This window comes from Streptomyces sp. TS71-3 (genome assembly GCF_018327685.1).
Classification (GTDB): domain Bacteria; phylum Actinomycetota; class Actinomycetes; order Streptomycetales; family Streptomycetaceae; genus Streptomyces.
The window spans coordinates 1,389,192-1,415,621 of the sequence record NZ_BNEL01000003.1; the positions used below are offsets into that span (position 1 = coordinate 1,389,192).

The 26,430-nt window shown below is 71.9% G+C and carries 23 protein-coding genes; 16 read left to right on the plus strand and 7 right to left on the minus strand.

The genetic code is table 11. The features are described from left to right. The first annotated feature begins 66 nt into the window (after nucleotides 1-66). Nucleotides 67-984, plus strand: coding sequence for a sulfurtransferase (locus tag Sm713_RS30175; RefSeq protein ID WP_212913145.1), 918 nt, complete (start codon nucleotides 67-69; stop codon nucleotides 982-984). A 65-nt stretch (nucleotides 985-1,049) separates the two neighbouring features. Here Sm713_RS30175 and sepH read toward each other — a convergent pair whose 3' ends face one another. Further along, nucleotides 1,050-2,072, minus strand: a complete 1,023-nt coding sequence (gene sepH / locus Sm713_RS30180; RefSeq protein WP_212913146.1) for a septation protein SepH — start codon at nucleotides 2,070-2,072, stop codon at nucleotides 1,050-1,052. Nucleotides 2,073-2,567: 495 nt separating this feature from the next. On the opposite strand from sepH, the gene Sm713_RS30185 reads away from it, so the two are divergent. Further along, the gene (locus tag Sm713_RS30185; protein WP_212913147.1) at nucleotides 2,568-3,950 is read left to right on the plus strand and encodes a hypothetical protein; all 1,383 of its coding nucleotides are present in this window, start codon (nucleotides 2,568-2,570) and stop codon (nucleotides 3,948-3,950) included. A gap of 373 nt (nucleotides 3,951-4,323) precedes the next feature. Here Sm713_RS30185 and Sm713_RS30190 read toward each other — a convergent pair whose 3' ends face one another. Then, nucleotides 4,324-5,643 carry a D-arabinono-1,4-lactone oxidase gene (locus Sm713_RS30190; RefSeq protein WP_212913148.1) on the minus strand — a complete coding sequence of 440 codons (1,320 nt, stop codon included), beginning with the start codon at nucleotides 5,641-5,643 and terminating at the stop codon, nucleotides 4,324-4,326. Nucleotides 5,644-5,846: 203 nt separating this feature from the next. Between Sm713_RS30190 and Sm713_RS30195 the strand changes: the two genes are divergently transcribed. Together Sm713_RS30195 and Sm713_RS30200 are read left to right on the plus strand one after the other, a co-directional pair. Continuing rightward, entirely contained in the window at nucleotides 5,847-6,974 is a 1,128-nt protein-coding gene (locus Sm713_RS30195; protein WP_212913149.1) for a ferrochelatase, read from the plus strand. 146 nt (nucleotides 6,975-7,120) lie between these two features. Beyond that, nucleotides 7,121-8,038 (plus strand): inositol monophosphatase family protein, encoded by a 918-nt coding sequence (locus Sm713_RS30200; protein WP_212913150.1) that lies wholly within the window; start codon nucleotides 7,121-7,123, stop codon nucleotides 8,036-8,038. 117 nt (nucleotides 8,039-8,155) lie between these two features. Here the strand turns inward: Sm713_RS30200 and Sm713_RS30205 are convergent, their stop codons facing one another. Beyond that, a complete protein-coding gene (locus Sm713_RS30205) occupies nucleotides 8,156-8,350 on the minus strand; it encodes a hypothetical protein (RefSeq protein ID WP_212913151.1) in 195 nt (64 codons plus the stop codon). 367 nt (nucleotides 8,351-8,717) lie between these two features. Between Sm713_RS30205 and Sm713_RS30210 the strand changes: the two genes are divergently transcribed. The 4 genes from Sm713_RS30210 (at nucleotide 8,718) to Sm713_RS30225 (ending at nucleotide 12,449) form a co-directional block, all read left to right on the plus strand. Then, the gene (locus tag Sm713_RS30210; RefSeq protein WP_212913152.1) at nucleotides 8,718-9,371 is read left to right on the plus strand and encodes a response regulator transcription factor; all 654 of its coding nucleotides are present in this window, start codon (nucleotides 8,718-8,720) and stop codon (nucleotides 9,369-9,371) included. 6 nt (nucleotides 9,372-9,377) lie between these two features. Beyond that, nucleotides 9,378-10,619 carry a HAMP domain-containing sensor histidine kinase gene (locus tag Sm713_RS30215; RefSeq protein ID WP_212913153.1) on the plus strand — a complete coding sequence of 414 codons (1,242 nt, stop codon included), beginning with the start codon at nucleotides 9,378-9,380 and terminating at the stop codon, nucleotides 10,617-10,619. A gap of 407 nt (nucleotides 10,620-11,026) precedes the next feature. Next, a complete protein-coding gene (locus tag Sm713_RS30220; RefSeq protein ID WP_003951337.1) occupies nucleotides 11,027-11,323 on the plus strand; it encodes a DUF4193 domain-containing protein in 297 nt (98 codons plus the stop codon). A gap of 13 nt (nucleotides 11,324-11,336) precedes the next feature. Further along, nucleotides 11,337-12,449, plus strand: coding sequence for a hypothetical protein (locus tag Sm713_RS30225; RefSeq protein ID WP_374196091.1), 1,113 nt, complete (start codon nucleotides 11,337-11,339; stop codon nucleotides 12,447-12,449). A gap of 423 nt (nucleotides 12,450-12,872) precedes the next feature. Here Sm713_RS30225 and Sm713_RS30230 read toward each other — a convergent pair whose 3' ends face one another. Beyond that, the gene (locus tag Sm713_RS30230; protein ID WP_212913155.1) at nucleotides 12,873-13,373 is read right to left on the minus strand and encodes a DUF3093 domain-containing protein; all 501 of its coding nucleotides are present in this window, start codon (nucleotides 13,371-13,373) and stop codon (nucleotides 12,873-12,875) included. Nucleotides 13,374-13,578: 205 nt separating this feature from the next. On the opposite strand from Sm713_RS30230, the gene dut reads away from it, so the two are divergent. The 7 genes from dut to Sm713_RS30265 all read left to right on the plus strand — a co-directional run bounded on the left by dut (nucleotide 13,579) and on the right by Sm713_RS30265 (nucleotide 21,283). Beyond that, entirely contained in the window at nucleotides 13,579-14,085 is a 507-nt protein-coding gene (dut, locus tag Sm713_RS30235) for a dUTP diphosphatase (RefSeq protein WP_212913156.1), read from the plus strand. Nucleotide 14,086: 1 nt separating this feature from the next. Then, complete coding sequence (locus Sm713_RS30240) at nucleotides 14,087-14,869, plus strand: DUF3710 domain-containing protein (protein ID WP_212913157.1); 783 nt, start codon at nucleotides 14,087-14,089, stop codon at nucleotides 14,867-14,869. A 330-nt stretch (nucleotides 14,870-15,199) separates the two neighbouring features. Then, nucleotides 15,200-16,432: an alginate lyase family protein gene (locus Sm713_RS30245; RefSeq protein WP_374196092.1), complete on the plus strand. Its 1,233-nt coding sequence runs from the start codon at nucleotides 15,200-15,202 to the stop codon at nucleotides 16,430-16,432. A gap of 129 nt (nucleotides 16,433-16,561) precedes the next feature. After that, complete coding sequence (locus tag Sm713_RS30250) at nucleotides 16,562-19,111, plus strand: ATP-binding protein (protein ID WP_212913158.1); 2,550 nt, start codon at nucleotides 16,562-16,564, stop codon at nucleotides 19,109-19,111. 85 nt (nucleotides 19,112-19,196) lie between these two features. Further along, nucleotides 19,197-19,877 (plus strand): response regulator, encoded by a 681-nt coding sequence (locus Sm713_RS30255; RefSeq protein WP_212914952.1) that lies wholly within the window; start codon nucleotides 19,197-19,199, stop codon nucleotides 19,875-19,877. A 113-nt stretch (nucleotides 19,878-19,990) separates the two neighbouring features. Further along, nucleotides 19,991-20,398 carry an OB-fold nucleic acid binding domain-containing protein gene (locus Sm713_RS30260; RefSeq protein WP_212913159.1) on the plus strand — a complete coding sequence of 136 codons (408 nt, stop codon included), beginning with the start codon at nucleotides 19,991-19,993 and terminating at the stop codon, nucleotides 20,396-20,398. 3 nt (nucleotides 20,399-20,401) lie between these two features. Next, on the plus strand, nucleotides 20,402-21,283 hold the full coding sequence (locus Sm713_RS30265) for a DUF3159 domain-containing protein (protein WP_212913160.1): 882 nt from the start codon (nucleotides 20,402-20,404) through the stop codon (nucleotides 21,281-21,283). A gap of 508 nt (nucleotides 21,284-21,791) precedes the next feature. Here Sm713_RS30265 and Sm713_RS30270 read toward each other — a convergent pair. The 3 genes from Sm713_RS30270 to Sm713_RS30280 form a co-directional block, all read right to left on the minus strand. Continuing rightward, nucleotides 21,792-22,475 carry a TrkA family potassium uptake protein gene (locus Sm713_RS30270; protein WP_212913161.1) on the minus strand — a complete coding sequence of 228 codons (684 nt, stop codon included), beginning with the start codon at nucleotides 22,473-22,475 and terminating at the stop codon, nucleotides 21,792-21,794. Then, entirely contained in the window at nucleotides 22,475-23,143 is a 669-nt protein-coding gene (locus Sm713_RS30275) for a TrkA family potassium uptake protein (RefSeq protein WP_212913162.1), read from the minus strand. Before Sm713_RS30275 ends, Sm713_RS30270 begins: the two co-directional genes overlap by 1 nt. Nucleotides 23,144-23,314: 171 nt before the next feature. Continuing rightward, the gene (locus Sm713_RS30280) at nucleotides 23,315-23,818 is read right to left on the minus strand and encodes a metallophosphoesterase (RefSeq protein WP_212913163.1); all 504 of its coding nucleotides are present in this window, start codon (nucleotides 23,816-23,818) and stop codon (nucleotides 23,315-23,317) included. Nucleotides 23,819-24,184: 366 nt separating this feature from the next. On the opposite strand from Sm713_RS30280, the gene Sm713_RS30285 reads away from it, so the two are divergent. Continuing rightward, entirely contained in the window at nucleotides 24,185-26,254 is a 2,070-nt protein-coding gene (locus Sm713_RS30285) for an APC family permease (RefSeq protein WP_212913164.1), read from the plus strand. The last annotated feature ends 176 nt before the right edge of the window (nucleotides 26,255-26,430 follow it).

Here is a 26,430-nt window from a genome sequence, read left to right on the forward strand (position 1 = left end):
ATCTGGTCGTCGAGCAGAGTATCCGGGGGGCGGCGGGGGAGCCACCCCGTGCGCAAGGATGGCGTCATGGAAGCCATCATCTCCGCATCCGAACTCTTGGCCGAATCTGCCGGGCCCAAACCTCCGCTGCTGCTGGACGTGCGCTGGCAGCTCGGCGGTCCGAACCAGCGGCCCGCGTATGCCGAGGGCCATATCCCGGGTGCCGTCTTCATCGATCTGGACGCCCAGTTGGCCGGTCCCGCCGGGGCGGCCGGCAGGCATCCGCTGCCCGACATCGAGGCCTTCGGCGCGGCCATGCGCGCGGCCGGGGTGCGTAGTGACCGTCCGGTCGTCGTCTACGACGGCGGCCAGGGCTGGGCCGCCGCACGCGCCTGGTGGCTGCTGCGCTGGACGGGCCACCCCTCGGTCCGCGTGCTGGACGGCGGCCTCGGCGTCTGGCAGGGACCGCTGGAATCCGGGGAGTCGGAGAGCCGGCCGGAGGCCGGTGATTTCCGGCCCGCTCCCGGCCCGTCCCGATCCGTTTCCGATCTGGCACGGTCGGCGGAGGGCAACTCCCCAACGATTTCGGAAGGTTCCGAAACGGGAGCTGAGGCGTCCGGACTGCTGGACGCGGACGGGGCCGCCGCGCTCGCCCGGTCCGGGGTGCTGCTGGACGCCCGGGCCGCCGAGCGCTACCGCGGCGACGTCGAGCCGATGGACCCGGTGGCGGGCCACATCCCGGGCGCGGTGTCCGCGCCGACCGCGGAGAACGTCACCGCGGACGGCCGCTTCCTGCCCGCCCGTGAACTCGCCGAGCGCTTCGCGGCGCTGGGTGCGGCGGGCGGCGCGGAGGTCGGTGTCTACTGCGGCTCCGGGGTCTCCGGCGCCCACGAGGTGCTGGCCCTGGCCGTCGCGGGCATCCGGGCGGACCTGTACCTGGGCTCGTGGTCCGAGTGGTCCTCGGATCCGGACCGGCCGGTCGCCACGGGGCCCGATCCCCAGTAATAGACATGCACACGGCAAGACGGCGGCCGCACAGGGGTGCAGCCGCCGTCTTCGCACAGGTGCTCCTACTCTTGCTTCTTCCGGCGGGTGCCGAAGACGATCTCGTCCCAGCTCGGCACCGCGGCCCTGCGTCCCGGGCGTACGCCGTCCGCCTCGGCCTGACGGTCCGTGGAGCCGACCAGCCGCTCGCGGTGGCCGCCGACCGAACGCGGCATCAGCACGTCCGCGTACGCGGACCCCGCCGAGGCCGCGGGCGCCGGGGGCTCCTCGGCCTCCGGCTCCTGCTCGGGCTCCTCCGGGGTGTGCTCGGCGGCCGGCTCGGGACGCTCGGGCACCACCAGGTCGCCGCGGAAGCTCGGCACGGCCTCCAGCAGGCTGGTGAGCGAGTCCCGGCCCTGGTCGCCGTCGTCGTCCATGGGACTGGTGGGCCCGGGCAGGCTCGGCCGTTCCGAGCGCTCGCGCGGAAGCCGTGCGATGCGCGGGACGAACGGGAAGCTCGGCTCCGGCGCGGCGAGGTCGTCGGTCTCGCCGATCAGGGAGCGCGCTTCCTCGTCCACGGCCTGCACGAGGCGGCGCGGCGGGTCGTACGTCCAGCTTGCCGTGTGGGTCTCGCCGGCGACGCGGTAGACGAGCAGCACCTCCCAGGTGCCGTCGTCGCGCCGCCACGAGTCCCACTGCACGGCGTCGCGGTCGGCACCGCGCATGAGTAGCCGCTCCTGGACGGCCTCACCGAGCTGGGGGCCGATGTTCTCACCCGGACGGCGTACCGGAGTCTTCCGGGCTCGCTCGGCCATGAAGGCGCGCTCCGCCAGCACGGGGCCCTCGAAGCGCCGCACCCGGTCAACGGGGATGCCGGCGAGCTGGGCGACCTCTTCCGCGGTGGCGCCCGCGCGTATACGCGCCTGGATGTCACGCGGGCGGAGATGGCTCTCCACCTCGATCTCGATCTGGCCCAGACGAGGACGGTCGCCCCGAACGGCGGCGCGGAGCCGCTCGTCGATGGGAAGCGTGTACTCCGTGCTGTCCGCAGCCTTCAGCACCAGCCGTGTGCCGTCATTTGAGACGGCCACGACACGCAGTTCGGGCATGGGGACCTCCCGGGTGGTGCCTGCCGACGTCACGTGCGTCGCTGCTTCCGCTGGTCGAGTGTGGCCTGCCCGGGTGCAGCCTGCCACAACCTTGCCGTGTTGCCCGGCGTGTCGGGCGTGGACCCTGGATCGCCGTTATGGCACGGTTACCTTTTTGCAACGCTGAGTGACTGCTCTGGCCACTCTGTGCGACGCGGAGTGCAACGTGCCCCCTTTCGGCGGTCCTGGAAGGCCCTCGGCGCCCCGGCGGTAGACCGGACCCAGGGCTCGCAACAGTACTCCATTGGGCCAGCCGGGTGGACCGGCGCGCCGTCGAAGTTCTGTAGAGGTGCGGGAGTTGACTGGTGTTTCGGTGGATCACGTGGAGATTATGCGTGGCATAGTTCACGAATCCGCCAGAAGTGGAACCACGATACCTCGCTCATTCGTACCCTAGCTGTGCAATTTCCCGTGCAAACGGTCGAGAAGGGCAGGCAAGGGTCGCAGATGGGCAAGATGCCGGATCCCCGACGGCACGCGCAGGGGTACGCCGACGGCGGGGCGGGCGACCCGACGGGCAGGGGCACGGTGGGCGGCCGCGGTGCACGCGGCGGGGCGACCGGAGCCGACCCGGACGTGGCGGGCACCTCCGAGGACGCCCCTGAGGAGGGCGGCCACAGGCGCCGGCTCGACCTGAACCTGCCTCAGGTGGCCGGGAGCGCCGTGGCCGCGGTGGTGGCCGCCAAGTTCGCCGCGAACCTCGGCGTGTACGGCACCATCCTCGGCGCCGGCCTCGTCAGCGCGATAGCCACCTGCGGCGGCCCGCTCTTCCAGCACTTCTTCCGGCGCACCGGCGAGCAGATCCGCGTCGCCGCATCCCAGGCCAAGCCGCGTGCCCGGCAGGTGCCGGTGCCCAGGCAGCAGGACGGGTTCCCGGTGCCGGCGACCTTCCGGTCCGAGATGAAGGGGGAGACGGCACCCGGGGGGCTGGGGGACGCCCGGGCGTTGACGACCGTCACCCCGCGTGCGCAGGACCGGCCGCCGCACGGTCAGGACGTGGATCCCTGGGCTCCGCGCGGCACCGGCGGGGGCGACCGGGACGCCGCGGCGGGCGGCGACGCGTGGGACCCCTCGGCCGTGCCGGGTACGGGCACGGCCGACACGGCGGCCACGGGCGGTTCCCCGGCTGCGGGCGCCCGGCGCGACGACATCACCCTTCTGCTGCGCCGGGCCATGGCCCAGAGGGACGCGCAGCGGGAGCACGGCCCACCGCTCCACCCGGGCGCCCCGGCTCAGGGCGTGGCGATGGGGAGCGGGGTTCCGGGGGAGTACGGGGAGCCGTCGGAGGAGTACAGCGAGGGGACCGTGCACCACGCGCGCGTGCGCGGCCTGAAGCGGCCCCTGATCGCGGCCGGCCTGGTCTTCGCGGTGACCATGGGCGGCATCACGGGCTACGAGCTGGTGTCCGGCCACAGCCTCGGCGGCGGGACGGCCGGTACCACGATCGGCAACGTCTTCGGCGGCGGTCACCCCACGGCCCGGCACACCCCGGCCACACCCCCGGCGACGCCCACCGACCGGCCGTCGGACAGCGCGCCGTCCGGTCAGCAGCCGGACCAGGACACCGGGAGCCCCACCCCCGGTACCGAGCAGCCGCAGGACCGGGGCACCACCCCCACCCCCGGCGAGACGGACGGCTCCGGCACCGGCTCCGGCTCTGGCGGCACCGGTTCGCACCACCACACCCCCGACCCCGGCAACAGCCCCGGGCAGGACCAGCCCACGTCCCCGGCCACCCCCACCCCGACGCCCAGCCAGGACGGCGGCACGTCACCGGACACGGGCAAGCAGGGCTCCACCACCCAGGACCAGGAGCGCCCGTTCGCCCCCACGGGCTGACCCACGCGGCCCCGAGCCGTGAGCCGTCCGGGGCACGCACCGGGGCTGGACCTGCAAGAGAGGGCTGACCCCGCACACAAGGGGCGCGGGAAACTGCGCGATCAACCACGACGATGCCGACGCTGTGACATGGCGGAGAAACCACCGCACATAACGGGCGCGGGGAACTGCGCGATCAACCACGACGATGCCCGCGCTGTCGTACCGCGGAGAAACCACCGCAGATAAGGGGCGCGGGGAACTGCGCAAACCGCCGGGACGGCGAAACCGCCGAGCCGCCATACCGCCGAGCCGCCATACCGCCGAGCCGCCATACCGCCGTACCGCCGGGGCACCGGGACCAAGGGGCGAGCCCCGGCCGTGGGGCCGGCCCTCAGTCCCCCAGAACCCGCCGCAAGTAGTCGTTCCCGAACACCCGCCCGGGATCGAGCCGATCCCGCAGCGCCGTGAACTCGCCGAACCGCGGATACACCCCGGAGAGGTACGCGGCATCGCGCGTATGCACCTTCCCCCAGTGCGGCCGCCCGCCATGGCCGACGAAGATGCGCTCTGCGGCCGTGAAGTACTGCTGGTAGGGCGTGCCCCGGTACATGTGGACGGCCACATAGGCGCTGTCCCTGCCGGACGCCGTGGACAGCGTGATGTCGTCCGCGGGCGCCGTGCGCACCTCGACGGGGAAGCTGATCCGCAGCCGCGAGCGGTCCACCATGGCCCTCAGCTCCCGCAGCGCCGTCACCAGCGCCGCCCGCGGCAGGGCGTACTCCATCTCCACGAAGCGCACGCGTCGGGGGCTTGTGAAGACTTTGTACGGGATGTCCGTGTAGGTGCGCGCGGACAGCGCGCGGCTGGCCACCCGGGCGATCGCCGGCACGGTCGAGGGAACCGCGCGGCCCAGCGTGTTGACCGCCTGGAAGAGGCCGTTGGAGAGCAGTTCGTCGTCAACCCAGCCGGTGACCCTGCTGAGCGGTGCGGGCGGGCCCGCGCTGCGGTTGTTCCGCTTGGTGTTGCAGTTGCCGGTGTGCGGGAACCAGTAGAACTCGAAGTGCTCGTTCTCCGCGACGAGCCCGTCGAACTCCTCCATGACCCGGTCGAAGCGCATCGGCTCCTCGCGCGCGGCGAGCAGGAAGACCGGCTCCACCGCGAACGTCACCGCGCTGATCACACCGAGCGCGCCGAGGCCGACCCGGGCCGCGGCGAACACCGCGCGCTCCTCCTCGGTCCCGTCGGCGGAGCAGGTGAGCACCGAGCCGTCCGCGGTCACCAGTTCCAGGGCGTGCACCTGCGCCGCGATCGACGCCGAGTCCCGGCCGGTGCCGTGCGTGCCGGTGCTGATGGCGCCCGACACCGTCTGCTCCATGATGTCGCCCATGTTCGTGAGCGACAGGCCCTCGCGGGCCAGCGCCGCGTTCAGCCGCTTCAGCTGGGTGCCCGCGCCCACCGTGACGGTGCCCGCCGCGCGGTCGACGGCGCGGATCCCGGAGAGCAGGCCCGGCCGTATCAGCAGCCCGTCCGTGGCCGCGGCCGCGGTGAACGAGTGGCCGGTGCCCACGGCCTTCACCCTCATGCCGTCCTCGGCGGCCTTGCGGACCGCCGCCGAGAGCTCCTCGACGGAGGCCGGGGCGGCCTCGCGTACCGGCCGTGCCGTGACGTTGCCCGCCCAGTTGTGCCACGCGGTTCCGTTCCCGTACGCCATTGCCGAGAGCTCCTCCCGCCGTGGCGGCCGCCGCCGGGGCGGCGGCCGTGCAGCCCGGTTACCGACCGGTCAGTACCGCCGGCCGGTGGTGGGGGATCATACCCATGCCCGCAGGGTTCTCCATCCCCCGCGCCCCCCCTCCGACGGCGCCGATCAGGTCGGCCGTTTCCCTGCCGCCGAGCACGGATGGGAGGATCGGGGGCATGCCCGAAGAGCTGGATTCCACCCCTTACGACGCCTTGCTGCTGCTCTCGTTCGGCGGCCCCGAGGGCCCCGACGACGTCATCCCGTTCCTGGAGAACGTGACCCGGGGCCGCGGCATCCCCCAGGAGCGCCTGAAGGAGGTGGGGCGGCACTACTACCTCTTCGGCGGGGTCAGCCCCATCAACGACCAGAACCGCGCCCTGCTCGACGCCCTCCGCAAGGACTTCGCCGAGCACGGCCTGGACCTCCCCGTGTACTGGGGCAACCGCAACTGGGCCCCCTATCTCACCGACACCCTGCGCGAGATGGCCGCCGCCGGCAGGCGGCGCGTCCTGACGGTGGCCACCAGCGCCTACGCCTCGTACTCGGGCTGCCGCCAGTACCGCGAGAACCTCGCCGAGGCGCTGGCGACCCTGGAGTCCGAGGGCCTGGAGCCGCCCCGGATCGACAAGCTGCGGCACTACTTCAACCACCCGGGCTTCCTGGAGCCCATGATCGACGGCGTGCTGGCCTCGCTGGCCGATCTGCCCGCGGACGTGCGCGACGGCGCCCACCTCGCGTTCACCACCCACTCCATCCCGCAGGCGTCCGCCGACACCTCCGGGCCCGTCGAAGGCCACGGCGACGGCGGCGCCTACGTGGCACAGCACCTGGACGTGGCGCGGCTGATCGCCGACGCGGTCCGGGAGCGTACGGGGGCCGAGCACCCGTGGCGCCTCGTCTACCAGTCCCGTTCGGGCGCCCCGCACATCCCCTGGCTTGAGCCGGACATCTGCGACCACCTTGAGGAGCTGCACGCCGCCGGGGCGCCCTCCGCGGTGATGGTCCCCATCGGCTTCGTCTCCGACCACATGGAGGTCAAGTACGACCTGGACACGGAGGCGACCGCCAAGGCCGAGGAACTGGGCCTGCCGGTGCGCCGCTCGCCCACGGTCGGCGCCGACCCGCGCTTCGCCGCGGCCGTGCGCGAGCTGGTCGTCGAGCGCGCCGCCACGGAGCGCGGCCTGCCGGTGCGCCGCTGCGCCCTGGGCGAGCTGGGCCCGAGCCACGACGTCTGCCCCGTGGGCTGCTGCCCGGCCCGCGCCCCCAAGCCCGCCGCCGCGGGCGCGGACAGCCCCTACGCGTGACGCCGAAGCCACACCCGCGACATCCGCCTGCCGACTCTCCGCCGACCCGGCCTCCTCGCCCCGGTCCCACCGACGTGACCGCGGCTCCGGGGCCATCCGCCCCACCGACCAAGCCGGCGCTCGCACGCCGGTCCCCTAGGAGAACCGTGACCAGCTCCGCGCAGTCCGGCCAGCCCGATCAGCCCGAGAAGTCCGCAGAGTCCGGCCGGACCCCCCGGTCCGACCAGAGCACGCAGAGCACGCAGTCCCCGCAGCCCGGCCCGGCAGAGCGGGCCGAGCGCGACGAGCTCCTCGCCCTCGCCAAGGAGGCGGCCCGCAGGGCGGGCACGCTGCTGCGCGACGGCCGCCCCGCCGACCTCGGTGTCGCCGCCACCAAGTCGAGCCCCATCGACGTCGTCACGGAGATGGACATCGCCGCCGAGAAACTGATCACCGGCTTCCTCGGGGAGCACCGGCCCGCGGACGGCTTCCTCGGAGAGGAGGGCGCCTCCCGTACCGGCACCAGCGGGGTGCGCTGGGTGATCGACCCGCTCGACGGCACCGTGAACTACCTCTACGGCCTGCCCACCTGGTCGGTGTCGATCGCCGCGGAGCGCGACGGGGAGACCGTCGTCGGGGTCGTGGAGGTGCCGATGCGCGGGGAGACGTTCCACGCCGTGCTCGGCGGCGGGGCGTACGCGGGCGAGCAGCGGCTGCGCTGCCGTGCCGACGCGCCCCTGGAGCAGTCCCTCGTGGCCACCGGTTTCAACTACGTGACCACCGTCCGCGACCACCAGGCTGAGGTGGCCCGGCAGCTCGTCCCCCAGGTCAGGGACATCCGGCGGGGCGGCTCGGCCGCGGTCGACCTGTGCGATCTCGCCGCCGGGCGGCTCGACGCGTACTTCGAGCGCGGCCTCAACCCGTGGGACATGGCCGCCGGCGACCTGATCGCGCGCGAGGCGGGTGCCCTCACCGGCGGCCGGCCCGGCGAGCGGCCGTCCTATGACCTCGCGCTGGCGGCCACGCCCGGCGTCTTCGCGCCGCTCCAGCGGATCCTGGACGAGCTGGGCGCCTGGCACGACTAGCCACCCGCCACGCCCGCCGTACGACGTCACGAGCACGTGACCGCGCGCTGAGACACGAGAAAGGCCCCGAAGCCCTCTGGGAGGCTTCGGGGCCCCTTCGGCCCTGAATGACTACGTTCAGCCGGCTGAGACTCCGGCCTCCACGCTCTGCGCGCCGACCTCCACGCCGTGCTCGGCGGCGAGGCGGTGCAGGTCGTCGAGTTCCCCCTGCTCCACATCGGCAAGGAAGTCGTCCCCGGTTTCGCGTGCCCGCGTCAGGTCAGACTCGGTCGCCCTTATGCGCTGCAGAAGGCCTGCGGTGAATGCGTCCATGGTTGCGCCCCCTCGTCCTGGGTCGTCGGTGGTGGCACGGGGGTGTGCCCTGGAAAGGGAAGCGATCACGTAACCTTGCGGCCCGCAGGGCGGGTCGTGGCACGCCACATACAAAGCGTGATCTCGGGTGTAACCGACGTCATCCCCGTGTCCGCAGCGGCGGAAACCTCACCCCGCGAGAAAATTCACACGATCCGGGAGCCCGCGGCCGGCAGGACGTCTTACCGCCGGTTTATGGCTGAAAGAGGCAGGATGGAGGCCTCACCCCCTACAGGTTTCCGTCCGCGATGCGATCGGTCCCGAGGGCGCTCCGGCCCGGGGCCCGCGGTCCCGCGCGGGCGCACGCGGGCACACAAGGAGGAGCGACGTGCGTGTACTCGTCGTCGAGGACGAGCAACTGCTCGCCGACGCGGTGGCCACCGGGCTGCGCAGGGAGGCCATGGCCGTGGACGTGGTCTACGACGGCGCCGCCGCGCTGGAACGGATCGGCGTCAACGACTACGACGTCGTCGTCCTCGACCGTGACCTGCCGCTCGTCCACGGCGACGACGTCTGCCGCAAGCTCGTCGAGCTGGGCATCCCCACCCGGGTCCTGATGCTCACCGCGTCGGGCGACGTCAGCGACCGGGTCGAGGGCCTGGAGATCGGCGCCGACGACTACCTGCCGAAGCCGTTCGCGTTCACCGAGCTCATCGCGCGCGTGCGGGCTCTCGGGCGGCGCACCAGCCTGCCGCTGCCGCCCGTCCTGGAGCGCGCCGGCATCAAGCTCGACCCCAACCGCCGCGAGGTCTTCCGGGACGGCCGGGAGGTCCAGCTCGCCCCCAAGGAGTTCGCCGTCCTGGAGGTGCTGTTGCGCAGCGAGGGCGCCGTGGTCTCCGCGGAGCAGCTCCTGGAGAAGGCCTGGGACGAGAACACCGACCCGTTCACCAATGTCGTGCGGGTGACCGTGATGACGCTGCGCCGCAAGCTCGGCGAGCCGGCCGTCATCGTCACCGTGCCCGGCTCCGGCTACCGGATCTGATCCCCGGTGGCCGCACCCCCCGCGCCGCCCTCGGCGCCCCCGAAGCCGACCTGGGACCCCAGGCGGCCCGACCCGTTCCCCTGGCTGCGCCCGACGATCCGCATACGCCTGACCCTGCTGTACGGCGGCATGTTCCTGATCGCCGGCATCCTGCTGCTGTCGATCATCTACCTGCTGGCCGCGCAGGCCGTGCACGTCGGCAACGACCTGCCGTTCACGATCGTCTCCGGCCAGGTCACGGTCCGTAGCGACGCGTGCCCCAACCTGGACTCCTTCACGGGCCCCCGTGACGACGTGATGGACGCGCTGAACGCCTGCGTCAACCAGCAGCGGCACGAGGCGCTGGACAACCTCCTCAGCCGCTCCCTGCTGGCCCTGCTGGGCCTCGCCGTGATCGCGTTCGCCTTCGGGTACGCGATGGCGGGCCGGGTGCTCTCGCCGCTCGGCCGCATCACGCGTACCGCGCGCCGAGTGGCCGGATCGGACCTGTCCCGGCGCATCGAGCTGGATGGTCCCGACGACGAGTTCAAGGAGCTCGCCGACACCTTCGACGACATGCTGAACCGGCTGGAGCGCGCCTTCACCGCGCAGCAGCGCTTCGTCGGGAACGCCTCGCACGAGCTGCGCACCCCGCTCGCGATCAACCGCACGCTCCTGGAGGTGCACCTGTCCGACCCGGACGCCCCGCCCGAGCTCCAGCAGCTCGGCAAGACCCTGCTCGCGACGAACGAGCGCAGCGAGCAGCTCGTCGAGGGCCTGCTGCTGCTCGCACGCAGCGACAACCAGATCGTGGAGCGGGGCCCCGTCGACCTGGCCGAGGTCGCCTCGCGCGCGATCGACCAGGTGCGCGCGGAGGCGGACCAGGCCGGAGTGCAGATCCGCGGCGAGCGGGCGGCCGCGGTGGTGCAGGGCAACGGAGTGCTGCTGGAGAGGATCGCCCTCAACCTCGTGCAGAATGCGGTGCGCTACAACGTCCCCCGGGACGGCTGGGTGGAGGTGACGACCGAGGCCCGGAACAGGCAGGCGGTACTGCTGGTGGCGAACACCGGACCCGTGGTGCCCGCCTACGAGATCGACAACCTCTTCGAGCCGTTCAGGAGGCTGCGCACCGAGCGGACAGGAAGTGACAAAGGCGTCGGACTCGGCCTGTCCATCGTGCGCTCGGTGGCGCGTGCACACGGCGGCTGGATCGGTGCGGAACCGCGCGAAGGCGGTGGGCTTGTGATGCGCGTCACCCTTCCGATGTGAGGCGGCCGTGCTCTTTTCGTCATCTTTTCTCGCGCACGTGTTCGCTTTCCGCGGAAATTTCGAGCCTGATTTTCGGAGCCGCAGTGTGTGATCGATCACATGAGGAGGCTTCGGCGTGCCTACGCTCTGTGGTCGTCCGCACCGGGGGAAAGCCGGGAAAATCCGGGTTTTCGAGGCCGCCGATCACGGGAAGTACACGGGGTGGCGCTCGTGAACCAAGGCACCGGGACCGTGTACGGTGCCCTTCGCCATCCCAGCCGATCACCCGTGAGGGGGTCGGTTGGGTGTCGATTGAGTAACAGACCTTGATGTGAGGCAAAATCTCCGCCTCGGGTCGGGCACAAGTCCGGCCTCTCACGCGTTACGTGCGCTGGAGACACCACAGACACCCAGAGGGGGAGACGGATATGGCAACGGATTACGACACCCCACGTAAGACCGATGACGACCTCAACGAGGACAGCATCGAAGAGCTGAAGGCCCGGCGGAACGACAAGTCCACCTCGACTGTCGACGTGGACGAGTTCGAGGCCGCGGAAGGCCTGGAGCTGCCGGGCGCGGACCTCTCGAACGAGGAACTGGCCGTCCGGGTGCTGCCCAAGCAGCAGGACGAGTTCACCTGCATGAGCTGCTTCCTGGTCCACCACCGCAGCCAGCTGGCCCGTGAGAAGAACGGCCAGCCCATCTGCCGCGACTGCGACTGAGGCAGGGTCGGCCGTGACAGGCCCGGACCAGCGCCCCAAGCGCCGTCTGTGGGGGCGTGACCCCCGCGGGCAGGAAGCGGCCTCGGGGTCGTCCCGGGGTGCGCATGACGACGAGCGAGGCCTGCCGGCCTCGCTCGAAGCCGCGGACGAGCCCGGCTCAGCGGAAGCGGGCGAGTTCCGCTCGGCGGAATATTCGGCGGAAGCCGGAGAGTCCCGCTCGGCAGAAGAAGACCGGAGGACATCACAAGCCCCTGGCACACCGGAGGCCTCCGCCTCGCCGGCCGGCCCGCAGCACGGGCCCATACCGGCGGACCCCGGCAAGCCGCCGGCACAGGGCGCCGTGGAAAGGACGGACGACACCATGCCGGCCCAGGCAGCACCCGTCGTCGGGCGACGCCTGGCGGCCGTCAGGAACGGGATACGCAAGAGCGGCGACCGCGCGAAGGCCGCCGTCGGCTACCTCGCCGACCGGGTCTTCGACCTGGCCCCCCGGATCCCCGTGCGTGACCTGGCGACCCTCCGCAAGCACTTCCCCGGCCTGACGGCGGACGAGATCGCCGACAGGCTCATCTCCGGCGCCGCCGCCAGCACCTCCACCGTGGGGGCGGGCATCGGCGCCGTCGCCATGCTCCCCGTGCCCCCGGCACTGGCCACCGAACTCGCCGCCGAGGTGACCGGCGTCGCGGCGATCGAGCTCAAGTTGATCGCCGAACTCCACGAGGTGTACGGGCTCCGCCCGCCCGGCACCCTCAAGCAGCGCAGCGTCGCCTATCTGACCTCGTGGTCCGAGGAGCGCGGCATCGACGTCAGCAAGCCCTGGACGGTGAACTCCGCCGTCGGCAGCCACGTGAAGCGCGAGCTGCGCCAGCAGATCGCCAAGCGCTTGGTGCGCAATCTCCCCAATCTGATGCCGCTCATGGTCGGGGCGGCCGTCGGGGCCGTGATGAACCACCGGGACACCCGCAGGCTCGCCGAGCGCGTCCGCGCCGACCTGCGCCGCGATCAGGTGCCCTGGGACGAGGTGCCGCAGCTCCCCGCGCTGGAGAAGGCCCCGGACGCGTTGCCGCCCGGTGCGGTGCCAGGGGCGGCAGAGCCGCCGTCCGACCCTGACGAGCCCGGGGCGTAGAACCCCAGGCCCCCTTCCGGAGCGCCGCACGCGCCCACCCGGGCAGTTGCCCCTTGCGGTCGTGGCGGTCCAGCTGCCTTCTTGTGGCTGGTCGGACAGTCCCCCGCGCCCCTTCAGGGCGCTGTGCGCCGACGAGGTGCCCGAAGGGCTCTGAGCGGGCCTGGAAGGGCCTCAGACGGTCTGGAGAGGACCTAGGTCGTGTCCGGCGGATCTTCGTGGGCCCGCGACTCCCCCACTGCCTGAAGGGCGTGGGTGGGGGTACCTCCCACGCCCGTTCAGGGCAGTGGGGGAGTGCCCCCAGTACCGCACCTCGCCGCGTTGTCGGAGTCATCCGGGTACGCCCCGTACGAGGATGATCCTCCGCCTTGCGATGCACGGCACCAGACGCCGCGGGCTGATCCACGAAGATCCGCCGGACACGACCTAGTCCGCCTGCGCCTCGGGCCGTGCATCTGACGGCGTCTCGGACGCCGCCTGTGCCTCCGCCAGGGCCTTGGCCAGGCGCTCCGGGGTGCGTGTCGAGAGGTACACGTACGGTGTGGTGTCGTCGGGGTCGGTGATCTCCACGCGCAGTGCCGTCGGCACGTAGCTGCGCAGCAGCATGAACGCCCGCGGGTCGGCCTTGTAGGTCCGCCAGGCCTGGGCCTCCTTCGGCCCCAGGACCTCCGAGGCGCCGAGCGCGGTCACCGGGATCCGGGCCTCTCCGGCGACCAGCGAGCCGGCCACCACGCGGATCCGCACCGAGCAGTACGAGCTGGCCACCACGGCCGCCACGGCGGTGCCGCCGACGAGGGCGCCCAGGGCGGGCAGGGATCCGAAGGGCAGCGCGATCAGGGCCGACGCGATCCCCACCAGAAAGCAGATCAACCACCAGGAGCGGGGGGCGGTCAGTCGTTCCTCGAAGGCGGTGACGGGGGGCTGCATGCGTCAAGCTTGGCACGGCGCATATGCCGGACCGCGCGCAGGGCGCCGCGGCGCGGGGCACTCAAAGCTTCGGCGGGTAAGGTCTGCGCCTGTGAGTGGTAGTGGACCGGATCCGGCGCGCTCGCGCCCACTAGGAGATTCCGTCGGCCGTACGGTGCCGGGGGCACTCGCGCGCGGGCGCCCCGGCGCGCGCCAGGAGCTTCCCGTGCAGGTCAAGCGCATCGATCCGGACGTACCCCTGCCGTCGTACGCACATCCGGGGGACGCGGGGGCCGACCTCAGGACCACCGAGCCCTGCGAGCTCGCCCCCGGCGCACGGGCCGTGCTGCCCACCGGTGTTTCCCTCGCCCTGCCCGAGGGGTACGCGGCCTTCGTGCACCCCCGTTCGGGGCTCGCAGCGCGGTGCGGTGTCGCCATGGTGAATGCCCCGGGGACGGTGGATGCCGGGTACCGTGGAGAGATCAAGGTGATCGTGGTGAATCTCGATCCGCGCGAGTCCGTGCGGTTCGAGCGCTTCGACCGGGTTGCCCAGCTGGTCGTCCAGCAGGTCGAGAGAGTGCGCTTCCAGGAGGTCGCGGAGCTTCCCGACTCGGCGCGGGCCGACGGGGGCTTCGGTTCCACCGGCGGCCACGCCGCCCTGAGCGGTGACGACGGTGGGCACGTGGGTGGGAATCGATACGCTTCGGTCGTATCTGACCGGGAAGGACAGTGACGTGTTCGGACGTCGCAAGAAGAATGACCCCGCCGACGCCGCCGTGGACACGGCGGACGAGGCCAGCGAGGCCGAGCAGGTCGACGACATCGCGGAAGGCGATGCAGCCGAGGACACCGAGCGGGAGCGTGTCCGGCTGGAGCCGGAGCCCCGCCCCGACGGCCCGTGGGACAGCACCGAGGTCGGCAACGCCGGCGAGGGCCGCGTCGACCTGGGAGGCATGTTCATCCCCGGGGTCGACGGCATGGAGCTGCGCGTCGAGGTCGCCGGGGAGTCGATCGTCGCCGCCACCGTCGTCCTGAAGGACAGCGCCATCCAGCTCCAGGCGTTCGCCGCGCCGAAGCGCGAGGGCATCTGGACGGACGTCCGCGAGGAGATCGCCACCGGGATCACCCAGCAGGGCGGCGTCATCGACGAGGTCGAGGGGCCGCTGGGCTGGGAGCTGCGCGCCCAGGTCCCGGTGCAGCTCCCGGACGGCAAGGGCGGCTTCCAGGTCGTCCGGTTCGTCGGTGTGGACGGGCCCCGCTGGTTCCTGCGCGGGGTGATCTCCGGGCAGGGCGCGGTCCAGCCGCAGGCGGCCGGCCTGCTGGAGCAGATCTTCCGCGACACCGTCGTGGTGCGCGGCGAGGGCCCGATGGCGCCCCGCGACCCCATCGTGCTCAAGCTGCCGGACGACGCGCAGATGGTGCCCGAAGGGGTTCAGCAGGAGGAGCAGGCCGGATCCCGGTTCTCCGGGGGAATGGGGCAGCTCGCTCGCGGACCCGAGATCACCGAGGTGCGCTGAGCAGACGCCGACAGGCGCCGGCGGTCCCGCTCGCGGGGGCCTTCGGCGCCATGACCAGGTCTCGGACCGGGCCGCGCTCCCATGGGGGGGCGCGGCCCGGTCGCGTTCTCGGCGCGGCAGGCGCCCACGCCCCGCACATCCGGCGGCGGAGCCGACGGCCCGGGGCGGCCACGTCGAACCGGTCATGTTCACAACCATGAACCAGGGTTGAGCTGGCGCGCTTTCTTCACCTCTTGACGGGGGGCTGGTCTGTACCTATGGTCACCCGTCAACCGTGAGTGTTCAGAACGCGACGTATCGTTCACATACGAGAACGGATGGCCCCCCACCATGCCAGACACTCCCGCCTCCCCCACCGCCACCGGGCACCGCAGACCACGCCGCCGGATGTTCCTCGCCGCCACCGGTGTGGCGACCGCTCTCGTGGCCACGTTCCTCGCCTGGCCCGCCGCGAACCGCGCCGACGCCGCGCAGGCCGCCTTCGTCCACCCGGGAGTGGTCGTCTCCCAGGCGCAGCTGGACTTCACCCGTCAGAAGGTGAACGCCGGCGCGCAGCCCTGGAAGGGCGCCTACGACCAGATGAAGGCCAGCAACTACGCCAGCCTGTCCCGCCAGGCCAAGCCCCGCGCCACCGTCGAGTGCGGCCCCTACTCGGATCCGAACCTCGGCTGCACCGATGAGCGCGAGGACGCCATCGCGGCGTACACCGACTCGCTCGTCTGGTACATCACCCGCGACGCCGCCTACGCGAAGAAGTCCATCGAGCTGATGGACGCCTGGTCCGGCACCATCAAGGACCACACCAACAGCAACGCCCCGCTCCAGACCGGCTGGGCGGGCTCCTCCTGGGCCAAGGCCGCCGAGATCATCAAGTCCACCTACGACGGCGGCTGGGCGAACGAGAGCCGCTTCGCGACCATGCTCCGCAACGTCTACCTGCCCAAGATCATCGGTGGCTCCAACTCCAACGGCAACTGGGAGCTGACGATGATGGAGGCCGCCACCGGCATCTCCGTCTTCCTCGACGACCAGGCGTCGTACGACAAGGCCATGACCAAGTTCATGGGCCGGGTGCCCGCCTACATCTACCTGGACACCGACGGCGACCTGCCCAAGACGGCGCCCGGCAGCGGCCTGGACACCCGGGACGAGATCATCGGCTACTGGCAGGGCCTCAGCCACTTCGAGAACGGCGTCACCCAGGAGACCTGCCGCGACTTCACGCACACCGGCTACGGCATCTCCTCGATCTCGCACGTCGCCGAGACCAGCCGCATCCAGGGCCGCGACCTCTACACCGGGGACGTCGGCACCCGCATCCGCTACGCCCTCGGGTTCCAGTCGAAGTACGAGCTGGGCTCGGCGCCGCCGAGCTGGCTGTGCGGCGGAACCGTCAAGCGGGGCCTCGGCCCGGTGACCGAGGTCGGCTACAACGCGATGCACAACCGCCTCGGCAACGCGATGGACAACACCCAGAAGCTCACGGTCCAGAACCGCCCCGCGGGCACCAACAACCTCTTCGTCGCCTGGGAGACCCTGACCCACGGGGACAACCCCAGCTGACACAGCGCCTTCCGCCAACGATCGCCCGGGCCGGGCGCCGAGACCGCACTCGGCGCCCGGCCCGCGGCGTCGGCGCCCGGACCCGGACCTCGGCGCGGACCATGCGCGCGGCCCGCGGAGAATGGGGCCATGGGACGCGGCAGGCTTCGGATCTATCTCGGTGCGGCGCCGGGTGTGGGGAAGACGTACGCGATGTTGGCGGAGGCGCACCGTCGGCTGGAGCGTGGCACGGATGTGGTGGTGGGGGTGGTGGAGCACCATGGGCGGCCGCGTACCGAGGTGATGGTGCAGGGCCTGGAGGCGGTGCCGCGTCGGGAGGTGGCCTACCGGGACTGCTCGTTCGCGGAGTTGGATGTGGATGCGGTGCTGGCGCGGGATCCGGCCGTGGTGTTGGTGGATGAGTTGGCGCACGGCAATGTGCCGGGCTCTGCTCGTGCCAAGCGGTGGCAGGACGTGGAGGTGTTGCTGGGGGCGGGGGTGGATGTGATCTCCACGGTGAATATCCAGCATCTGGAGTCGCTGGGTGATGTGGTGGAGTCGATCACGGGGGTGCGTCAGTTGGAGACGGTGCCTGATGAGGTGGTGCGGCGGGCGGATCAGATCGAGTTGGTGGATATGGATCCGCAGGCGCTGCGGCGGCGTATGGCGCACGGCAACATCTACCGGCCTGATCGTGTGGATGCGGCGTTGTCGCATTATTTTCGGCCGGGGAATCTGACGGCGTTGCGTGAGTTGGCGTTGTTGTGGGTGGCGGATCGGGTGGATGAGTGTCTCCAGCGGTATCGCGGGGAGCATGGCATCCGTTCGACGTGGGGGGCGCGTGAGCGGATCGTGGTGGGTCTGACGGGTGGTCCCGAGGGGCGGACGTTGATCCGGCGTGCGGTGCGGCTGGCGGAGAAGGGGGCCGGTGGGGAGGTCCTGGCGGTGCACGTCTCGCACAGTGACGGGTTGACGGCTGCTTCGCCGAAGGAGCTGGTGGTGCAGCGGGCGCTGGTGGAGGAGCTGGGGGGCACGTTCCATCATGTGATCGGCGAGGACGTGCCCGAAGCCCTCCTCGCCTTCGCCCGCGGACACAACGCCACCCAGATCGTCCTCGGCTCGTCCCGCCGCAAGGCCTGGCAGTACGTCCTCGGGCCCGGCGTGGGCGCCACGGTCGCCCGCGACAGCGGCTCCGACCTCGACGTGCACATCGTGACCCACGACGAGGTCGCCAAGGGCCGCGGCCTGCCCGTCGCACGCGGCGCGCCGCTCGGCCGCGGCCGGACCGCCGCCGGCTGGGCCGCCGGAGTGGCGGGCCCCGCGCTGCTCGCCCTGCTGCTCGCACGCACCGGCGGCGACCTCGGGCTCGCCAACGACGTGCTGCTCTTCCTCGCCTGCACCGTCGCCGCCGCCCTGCTCGGCGGGCTGCTGCCCGCACTGGCGTCGGCGGCCGTCGGCTCCCTGGTGCTGAACTGGTTCTTCACCTACCCGACGCACCGCGTGAGCATCGCCGACCCGAAGAACATGCTGGCCATCCTGGTCTTCGTGGCCGTCGCCGTCGCCGTGGCGTCCGTCGTGGACCTGGCCGCCCGCAGGGCCCAGCAGGCGGCCAGGCTGCGCGCCGAGTCGCAGGTGCTGTCGTCCCTGGCCGGGAACGTGCTGCGCGGCGAGGCACCCCTGACCGCCCTCCTGGAACGGGTACGCGAGACGTTCGCCATGGACTCCGTGGCGCTCCTGGAACGCGCGGACGGCCGCACCCAGTGGACCTGCGCGGGCAGCGTGGGCCCGGCGGACCTGCGCCGCCCCGAGGACGCCGACGCGGACATGCCCGTCGGCGACCACATGGCGCTCGCGCTGCGCGGCCGGGTACTGCCCGCCGAGGACCGCCGCGTGCTCGCCGCCTTCGCCGCCCAGGCCGCCGTCGTGCTGGACCGCCAGCGCCTGATGACCGAGGCCGCGCAGGCCCGCACCCTCGCCGAGGGCAACCGCATCCGCACCGCCCTGCTCGCCGCCGTCAGCCACGACCTGCGCACCCCGCTCGCCGCGATCAAGGCCGCCGTCACCTCCCTGCGCTCCCCGGACGTGCACTGGTCGGACGCGGACCGGGCGGAGCTGCTCGCCGGCATCGAGTCCGGCGCCGACCGGCTCGACCACCTGGTGGGCAACCTCCTCGACATGTCCCGCCTGCAGACCGGCACCGTCACCCCGCTGATCCGCGAGGCGGACCTCGACGAGGTGGTCCCGATGGCCCTCGGCGGCGTCCCCGAGGGCAGCGTGCGGCTGGACGTTCCCGAGAGCCTGCCGATGGTGCCGGTCGACCCCGGGCTGCTGGAGCGCGCCGTGGCCAACGTCGTCGAGAACGCCGTCAAGTACAGCCCCGCCGGACACCGCGTCCTCGTCGCCGCCAGCGCGCTCGGCGACCGCGTCCAGCTGCGTGTCGTCGACCGGGGCCCCGGCGTGCCCGACGACGCCAAGGAACGCATCTTCGCGCCCTTCCAGCGGTACGGGGACGCGCCCCGCGAAGCCGGCGTCGGGCTCGGGCTCGCCGTCGCCCGGGGCTTCACCGAGGCGATGGGCGGCACGCTCGAGGCCGAGGACACCCCCGGCGGGGGCCTCACGATGGTGCTCACCCTGCGCCGCACCGCAGCGGAACCAGTCCCGGCGCACGGCCCGGAGGTGCGGACAGGGGCGCAACCCTGACCGGAAACCCGCCACACTGGGACCGGCCCGCGGGAGAGCGGGCCGGGCACTCACAACCACAGACCGAAAGAACTGGCAGGTGACGATGGTCCGCGTGCTCGTGGTCGACGACGAACCGCAGATCGTGCGCGCGCTTGAGCTCAACCTGAAGGCGCGCGCCTACGAGGTCGACTCGGCCGGCGACGGCGCCACGGCGCTTCGGCTCGCCGCCGACCGGCACCCCGATGTGATCGTGCTGGACCTGGGCCTGCCCGACATGGACGGCGTGGACGTGATCAAGGACCTGCGGCACTGGACGCGGGCTCCGGTGCTGGTGCTCTCCGCCCGGCACAGCTCCGACGAGAAGGTCCAGGCGCTGGACGCCGGCGCCGACGACTACGTCACCAAGCCGTTCGGCATGGACGAGCTGCTCGCCAGGCTCCGCGCAGCCGTCCGCCGTGCCGAGCCGCCCGGCGGCGAGTCGGGCGTCGTCGTGGAGGCGAAGGGGTTCACCGTCGACCTGGGCGCGAAGAAGGTCCACCGGGACGGCCGTGACGTACGCCTCACGCCCACGGAATGGCACCTGCTGGAGGTCCTGGTCAAGAACGCGGGCCGGCTGGTCGGGCAGAAGCAGCTGCTCAAGGAGGTCTGGGGGCCCTCGTACGAGACCGAGACGAACTACCTGCGGGTGTACATGGCCCAGCTCCGCCGCAAGCTGGAGGAGAACCCCTCCCACCCCCGGCACTTCATCACGGAACCGGGGATGGGCTACCGCTTCGAGCGGTAGCCCGCATGCGGCCGTGCGGGGCCTCGGAGAGCCCGGCCCGGCGCCGTGGCGGAGCGGGGGCGGCGGCTCCGGATGGGGAGTGGAGGCACGGGGACCCCGGGTACGCTTCTCCCATGAGTGGTGATCCCCAGTCCGGGAAGCGGGCGGGCCGGCTGTGGCGGATGCTCGGGCGGCTTGCCGACATCTCCGCGTCCCAGGAGGACCTGGAGTCGGAGGAGCTGCGCGAGGACGCCGCGACCACGGGATGCACCCGTATCGGTGACAGCCGCGACCGCCAGATCGTCACCGTCACTGGTACCTTGCGCACGGTCACCCTGCGGCCCAGGGCCGGCGTCCCGGCCCTGGAGGCGGAGCTCTTCGACGGCTCCGCCGCCCTCGACGTCGTCTGGCTCGGCAGGCGCTCCATCGTGGGAATCGAACCGGGCCGCAAGCTGATCGCATCGGGTCGCGTGTCCATGAGCCGGGGCCGCCGGGTGCTGTTCAACCCGAAGTACGAACTCAGACCGCTCGGACGGGAGTAGCCGGTGACGTCCCTCGACAAGCCGACCGACCACGGATCCCCGGGGGACGGCCCCGGGGATCCGCAGCAGGGCCCCCGGTCAGCCGGCGCCACCGAGGCCACCGGCTCCGGTGAGGCCAGGGCCGTCACCGAGGCCGCCCTCTTCGAGGCGTTCGGCGGCCTGCTGGGCATGGTGGAGACCGTCCTGCCCGGGCTGCTGTTCGTGGCGATCTTCACGATCGACAAGAACATGAAGCTCTCGGCCGTCGCGGCGCTCGCCGTCTCGCTGGTGCTGGTCGTCGTCCGCCTGGTGCGCCGCACCACGATCAAGCACGCCTTCAGCGGTGTCTTCGGCGTGGCGTTCGGCGTGGTCTTCGCGATGATGACCGGCAACGCCAAGGACTTCTACCTGCCCGGGATGCTCTACACGCTGGGCCTCGCCGTCGCCTACATCGTCACGGCGCTGGTCGGCGTGCCGTTGATCGGCCTGGTCCTCGGCCCGGTCTTCAAGGAGAACCTGTCCTGGCGGACCAGGAACCCCGGCCGCAAGCGCGCCTACACCAAGGCCAGCTGGGCCTGGGGCCTGATCCTGCTCGCCAAGAGCGCGATCCTCTTCCCGCTCTACTGGTGGGCCGACACCACCCAGCTCGGCTGGATCCTGGTGGCCCTGAAGATCCCGCCGTTCCTGCTGGCGGTCTGGCTGACCTGGGTGTTCCTCGTCAAAGCGCCGGCGCCGATCGACGTCTTCGCCGAGATGGAGGCGGAGGAGCAGGCCGAGGCCCGCTCGCGGGCCTCGGAAGGGTTCGACGGGGTCGGGGCGGCGAGTGGACCGGGTGACCCCGGGGGGTCCGACGGTTCCGGCGGGCCCGGTGGTGACCGGCCGGGTCGTCACCGGCGTGGCCGGTAGGCCGTCTGCGTCTGCGGCGCGTGGGCGCCGCGATCAGCCGTGTCGTTGCGGATCCGGTTCGGTCCGGTTCGGTTCGGTTCGGTCCAGTCGGGATGCGCCTGCGGCGGGCCGGTGGGGCCAGCCCCTTCCGGTCGCTTCTTCGACCACCGGCGGTGGGGGCTTCTCGCGCAGTTCCCCGCGCCCCTATCGGGGTAGGGGTTGCCCAGAAGGGTTTCGTGTCCGGCTGGCCGCTGGTGGGGGCTTGTCGCGCAGTTCCCCGCGCCCCTTTTCGGGGTGGTTTCTCTCTGGCGCGATGGCGCGGGTTTCGCTGTGGCTGTTCGCGGAGTTCCCCGCGCCCCTGGGCGGGTGCCGTGGGGCGTGGGGACACCCTGGTGCCCCGACAGGGCGCGGGGAACTGCGCGAGTAAGGCCCGCCGGCGGATGGTCCGGCCCGAAAGGTCAAGCTCCCTCGGAGCGGCATGGGGCGAAGCCCCGAAGGGCTGAGCGCCGCCCGAAGGGGGCGCGGGGGCTCAGTCGGCGGTCGGCTGGTCCGCCCGGCGGACGGACAACAGCTCCTCCAGCTGCTCCTCGCGTGCCTGCGCCGCCACGAAGAGCAGCTCGTCGCCCGGCTCCAGCGCGTCGTCCTGGGCCGGGACGAGTACGCGGTTGCCGCGGATGATCGTGACCAGAGAGGTGTCCTCCGGCCACTGCACCTCGCCGACCTGGGTGCCCGCGAGCGCCGACTCGGGCGGCAGGGTCAGCTCGACCAGGTTGGCGTCGCCGTGGCTGAAGCGCAGCAGCCGGACCAGGTCGCCGACGCTCACCGCCTCCTCCACCAGCGCCGACATCAGCCGCGGCGTCGACACCGCGACGTCCACGCCCCAGGCCTCGTTGAAGAGCCACTCGTTCTTGGGATTGTTGACGCGCGCGACCACCCGCGGCACGCCGTACTCCGTCTTGGCGAGCAGCGAGACGACCAGGTTGACCTTGTCGTCGCCGGTCGCGGCGATGACGACGTTGCAGCGCTGGAGTGCGGCCTCGTCCAGCGAGGTGATCTCGCAGGCGTCGGCGAGCAGCCACTCCGCCTGGGGCACCCGCTCGACGGAGATCGCCGTCGGCGCCTTGTCGATCAGGAGCACCTCGTGCCCGTTCTCCAGCAGCTCCCCGGCGATGGAGCGGCCCACCGCGCCTGCTCCCGCAATGGCGACCCTCATCAGTGACCGCCTCCCTCGGGGCCCTCGGCGAAGGCCGCTTCCACCTTGGAGACGTCCTCCGTGCGCATCATCACATGCACCAGATCGCCTTCCTGCAGCACGGTCTGCGAGGTCGGCAGGACGGCCTCGCCGAGCCGGGTGAGGAAGGCCACCCGCACCCCCGTCTCCTCCTGGAGCTGGCTGATCCGGTGCCCGACCCAGGCGGGGGAGGCGTGCACCTCGGCGAGCTGCACCCCGCCCGTCGGGTCCCGCCAGAGCGGCTCGGCGCCCGACGGCAGCAGGCGGCGCAGCATCTGGTCGGCGGTCCAGCGGACCGTGGCGACCGTGGGGATGCCGAGCCGCTGGTAGACCTCCGCGCGCCGCGGGTCGTAGATCCGGGCCGCGACGTTCTCGATGCCGAACATCTCACGGGCCACCCGGGCGGCGATGATGTTGGAGTTGTCCCCGGAGGACACCGCCGCGAAGGCGCCCGCCTCCTCGATGCCCGCCTCACGCAGGGTGTCCTGGTCGTAGCCGACCCCTGTGACACGGCGGCCGCTGAACCCGGAGCCCAGCCGGCGGAACGCCGTGGGGTCCTGGTCGACCACGGCGACCGTGTGCCCCTGTTGCTCCAGGGTCTGGGCGAGAGCGGAACCCACTCTGCCGCAGCCCATGATCACGATGTGCACCTGCCTCTACCCCGCAGTCTTTCTTGTCCGGCTGACCTGCGAAAACGGCCTGCTCACAGTTCCCTGGGAAGTCTGCCAGGCCGCAACGGGGCAACCGCGTACGGCGTTGCCGGGAGACGAGCTTATGACCCCGGCACCACTTGTCGTCATCCTGGCGTCGCCACGCCTTCCTCAGCGGCGCCGCGGCAGCCGGTGCAGCCGCGCCGTGCGGACGGCACCCGCGTCCACCTCAACGATCATGTACGTGCAGTAGGGCTGCCGGCGGCGGTCGGTCGGCGAGCCGGGGTTGAGCAGTCTGAGCCCGCCCGGCGCGGTGCTGTCCCAGGGGATGTGGCTGTGCCCGAAGACCAGTACGTCCAGGTCGGGGAAGCGCTCGGCGCACCGCCGCTCGCGCCCCACCGCGCCTCCGGTCTCGTGCACGACCCCGAACCGCAGACCGCCCAGTTCCGCACGCGCCACCTCGGGCAGCCGGGCCCGCAGCGCAGGCCCGTCGTTGTTTCCGTAGACCCCGATCACCCGCCGTGACGTGCTCTCCAGCAGATCGAGCGTGCTGGCGTCCACCCAGTCGCCCGCGTGCAGCACGACGTCGGCGCGCTCCGCCTCCGCGAGCAGCGCGGCGGGCAGCTCCCGGGCACGTCGCGGCACATGGGTGTCGGCGGTCAGCAGCAGACGCATACGTTCACCCTTCCACGCGACGCCTCCGTCACCCGTCTCACCGTCACCCGTCTGCCAGCCGTCCGTCCGCCGGTCTCCCCGCATGATCCTGCCCCCACCGCCCACCGCCCACCGCCCACCGCCCACCGCCCACCGCCCATCGAGGTACCAGGGGTCCAGGACTCGCCTGGCGGCCGGATACGCGCACAGGTCCCCGTACCGCCCCGCGCCGGCCGCAAACCGGACGTCCGCGGACGGATGCCTACCGTCCGGTTCGCGACCGGCGCGCGCCCGGGTTTTCCCGCGGCGCGCACGCGCGAATGGTGCTCCCGTGGAGAGGGGGGTAGGGGTGTCCGGGCGCCCGTTCGAACGCATACGATCCTCTGCGTGTCCAAACTGACCGACGTGCCCAAGCGGATTCTCATCGGGCGCGCACTGCGCAGCGACAGGCTGGGGGAGACACTCCTCCCGAAGCGCATCGCCCTCCCCGTCTTCGCGTCCGACCCGCTGTCCTCAGTGGCGTACGCCCCCGGTGAGGTGCTGCTCGTCCTGTCCATCGCGGGTATGTCGGCGTACCACTTCAGCCCGTGGATCGCGGTGGCGGTCGTGGTCCTGATGTTCACGGTCGTGGCCTCCTACCGCCAGAACGTGCACGCCTACCCGAGCGGCGGCGGCGACTACGAGGTCGCCACCACCAACCTCGGCGCCAAGGCGGGCCTGACCGTCGCCAGCGCGCTGCTGGTCGACTACGTGCTCACCGTCGCCGTGTCGATCTCCTCCGGCATCGAGAACCTCGGCTCCGCCGTCCCCTTCATCGTCGAGCACAAGGTGCTCTGCGCGGTGGCCGTGATCGTGCTGCTGACCCTGATGAACCTCCGCGGGGTGAGGGAGTCGGGCAAGCTCTTCGCGATCCCCACCTACGTGTTCGTCACCGGCGTCTTCGTGATGATCATCTGGGGTGCCTTCCGGGGGCTGGTGCGCGGCGACACGATGCGCGCGCCGACAGCCGGCTACGACATCGTGGCCGAGCACCACGGCCTCGCGGGCTTCGCCCTCGTCTTCCTGCTGCTGCGGGCGTTCTCCTCCGGCTGTGCCGCGCTGACCGGCGTGGAGGCCATCAGCAACGGCGTGCCGGCCTTCCGCAAGCCCAAGAGCCGGAACGCCGCGACCACCCTCGCGATGATGGGGCTGCTCGCCGTCACCATGTTCTGCGGCATCATCGCGCTGGCCGCGACCACCAACGTGCACATGGCCGACGACCCGGCGCACAACCTGCTGAACCACGGCGTCCCGCTCGGTGGGGACTACGAGCAGCACCCGGTGATCTCGCAGGTCGCCGCGGCCGTCTTCGGCGACGGCAGCTTCCTCTTCGTGGTGCTCGCCGCGGCCACCGCGCTGGTGCTCTTCCTCGCCGCCAACACCGCGTACAACGGCTTCCCGCTGCTCGGCTCCATCCTGGCGCAGGACCGCTTCCTGCCCCGCCAGCTGCACACCCGCGGCGACCGGCTCGCGTTCTCGAACGGCATCGTGGTGCTCGCGGGCGCGGCCACCCTGCTGACCGTGATCTACGGCGCCGACTCGACCCGGCTGATCCAGCTCTACATCGTGGGCGTCTTCGTCTCCTTCACGCTGAGCCAGACGGGTATGGTGCGGCACTGGAACCGCCATTTGCGCACCGAGACGGACCCGGCCAGGCGCGGCCGGATGAAGCGCTCGCGGGCGATCAACACCTTCGGCGCCTGCCTCACCGGTCTGGTCCTGGTCGTCGTCCTGGTCACCAAGTTCACCCACGGAGCCTGGGTCGCGGTGCTCGGCATGGTCATCTTCTACGTGACGATGACGGCGATCCGGCGCCACTACGACCATGTGTCGGAGGAGATCGCCGCCCCCGAGGAGCCGTCCGAGGACACCATGCGGCCCTCCCGGGTCCACTCCATCGTCCTCGTCTCCAAGATCCACCGGCCCACGCTGCGCGCGCTCGCCTACGCGAAGCTGCTGCGCAGCGACACGCTGGAGGCGCTGACCGTCAACGTCGACCCGGAGGAGACCAAGGCGCTGAGGGCCGAGTGGGACAGGCGCGGCCTGGACGTACCGCTGAAGGTGCTCGACTCGCCCTACCGCGAGATCACCCGGCCGATCATCGACTACGTCAAGGGCCTGCGGCGCGACTCGCCCCGGGAGGCGGTCAGCGTGATCATTCCCGAGTACGTGGTGGGCCACTGGTACGAGCACCTGCTGCACAACCAGAGCGCCCTGCGGCTCAAGGGCAGGCTGCTGTTCTCTCCCGGGATCATGGTGACGTCCGTGCCGTACCAGCTCGAGTCCTCGGAGGTGGCGAGGAAGCGGGCTCGCAGGCGCCAGGAGTGGCACGCGCCCGGCACCGTGCGGAGGGGGCCTGTCGGCCCCGTTCGACCGGTGGAGAGGCAGGCGCGGGAGGAGGCGGGGGAGCGGCGCTGAGCGCCCCGGTGGGGGCGCGGGGAGCCGCGGTTTCCTCCTTGCGGCTTCGCCCGGTCCTTGGGGTTCAGCCTCTTGCGGTCTGAGTCTTGGCTGGTTGTGGGTGGGGGGCTGGTCGCGCAGTTCCCCGCGCACCTTTGGGGCGGGCTTTGCCCGGTCGGGATGGTTCGGGGTCTTGC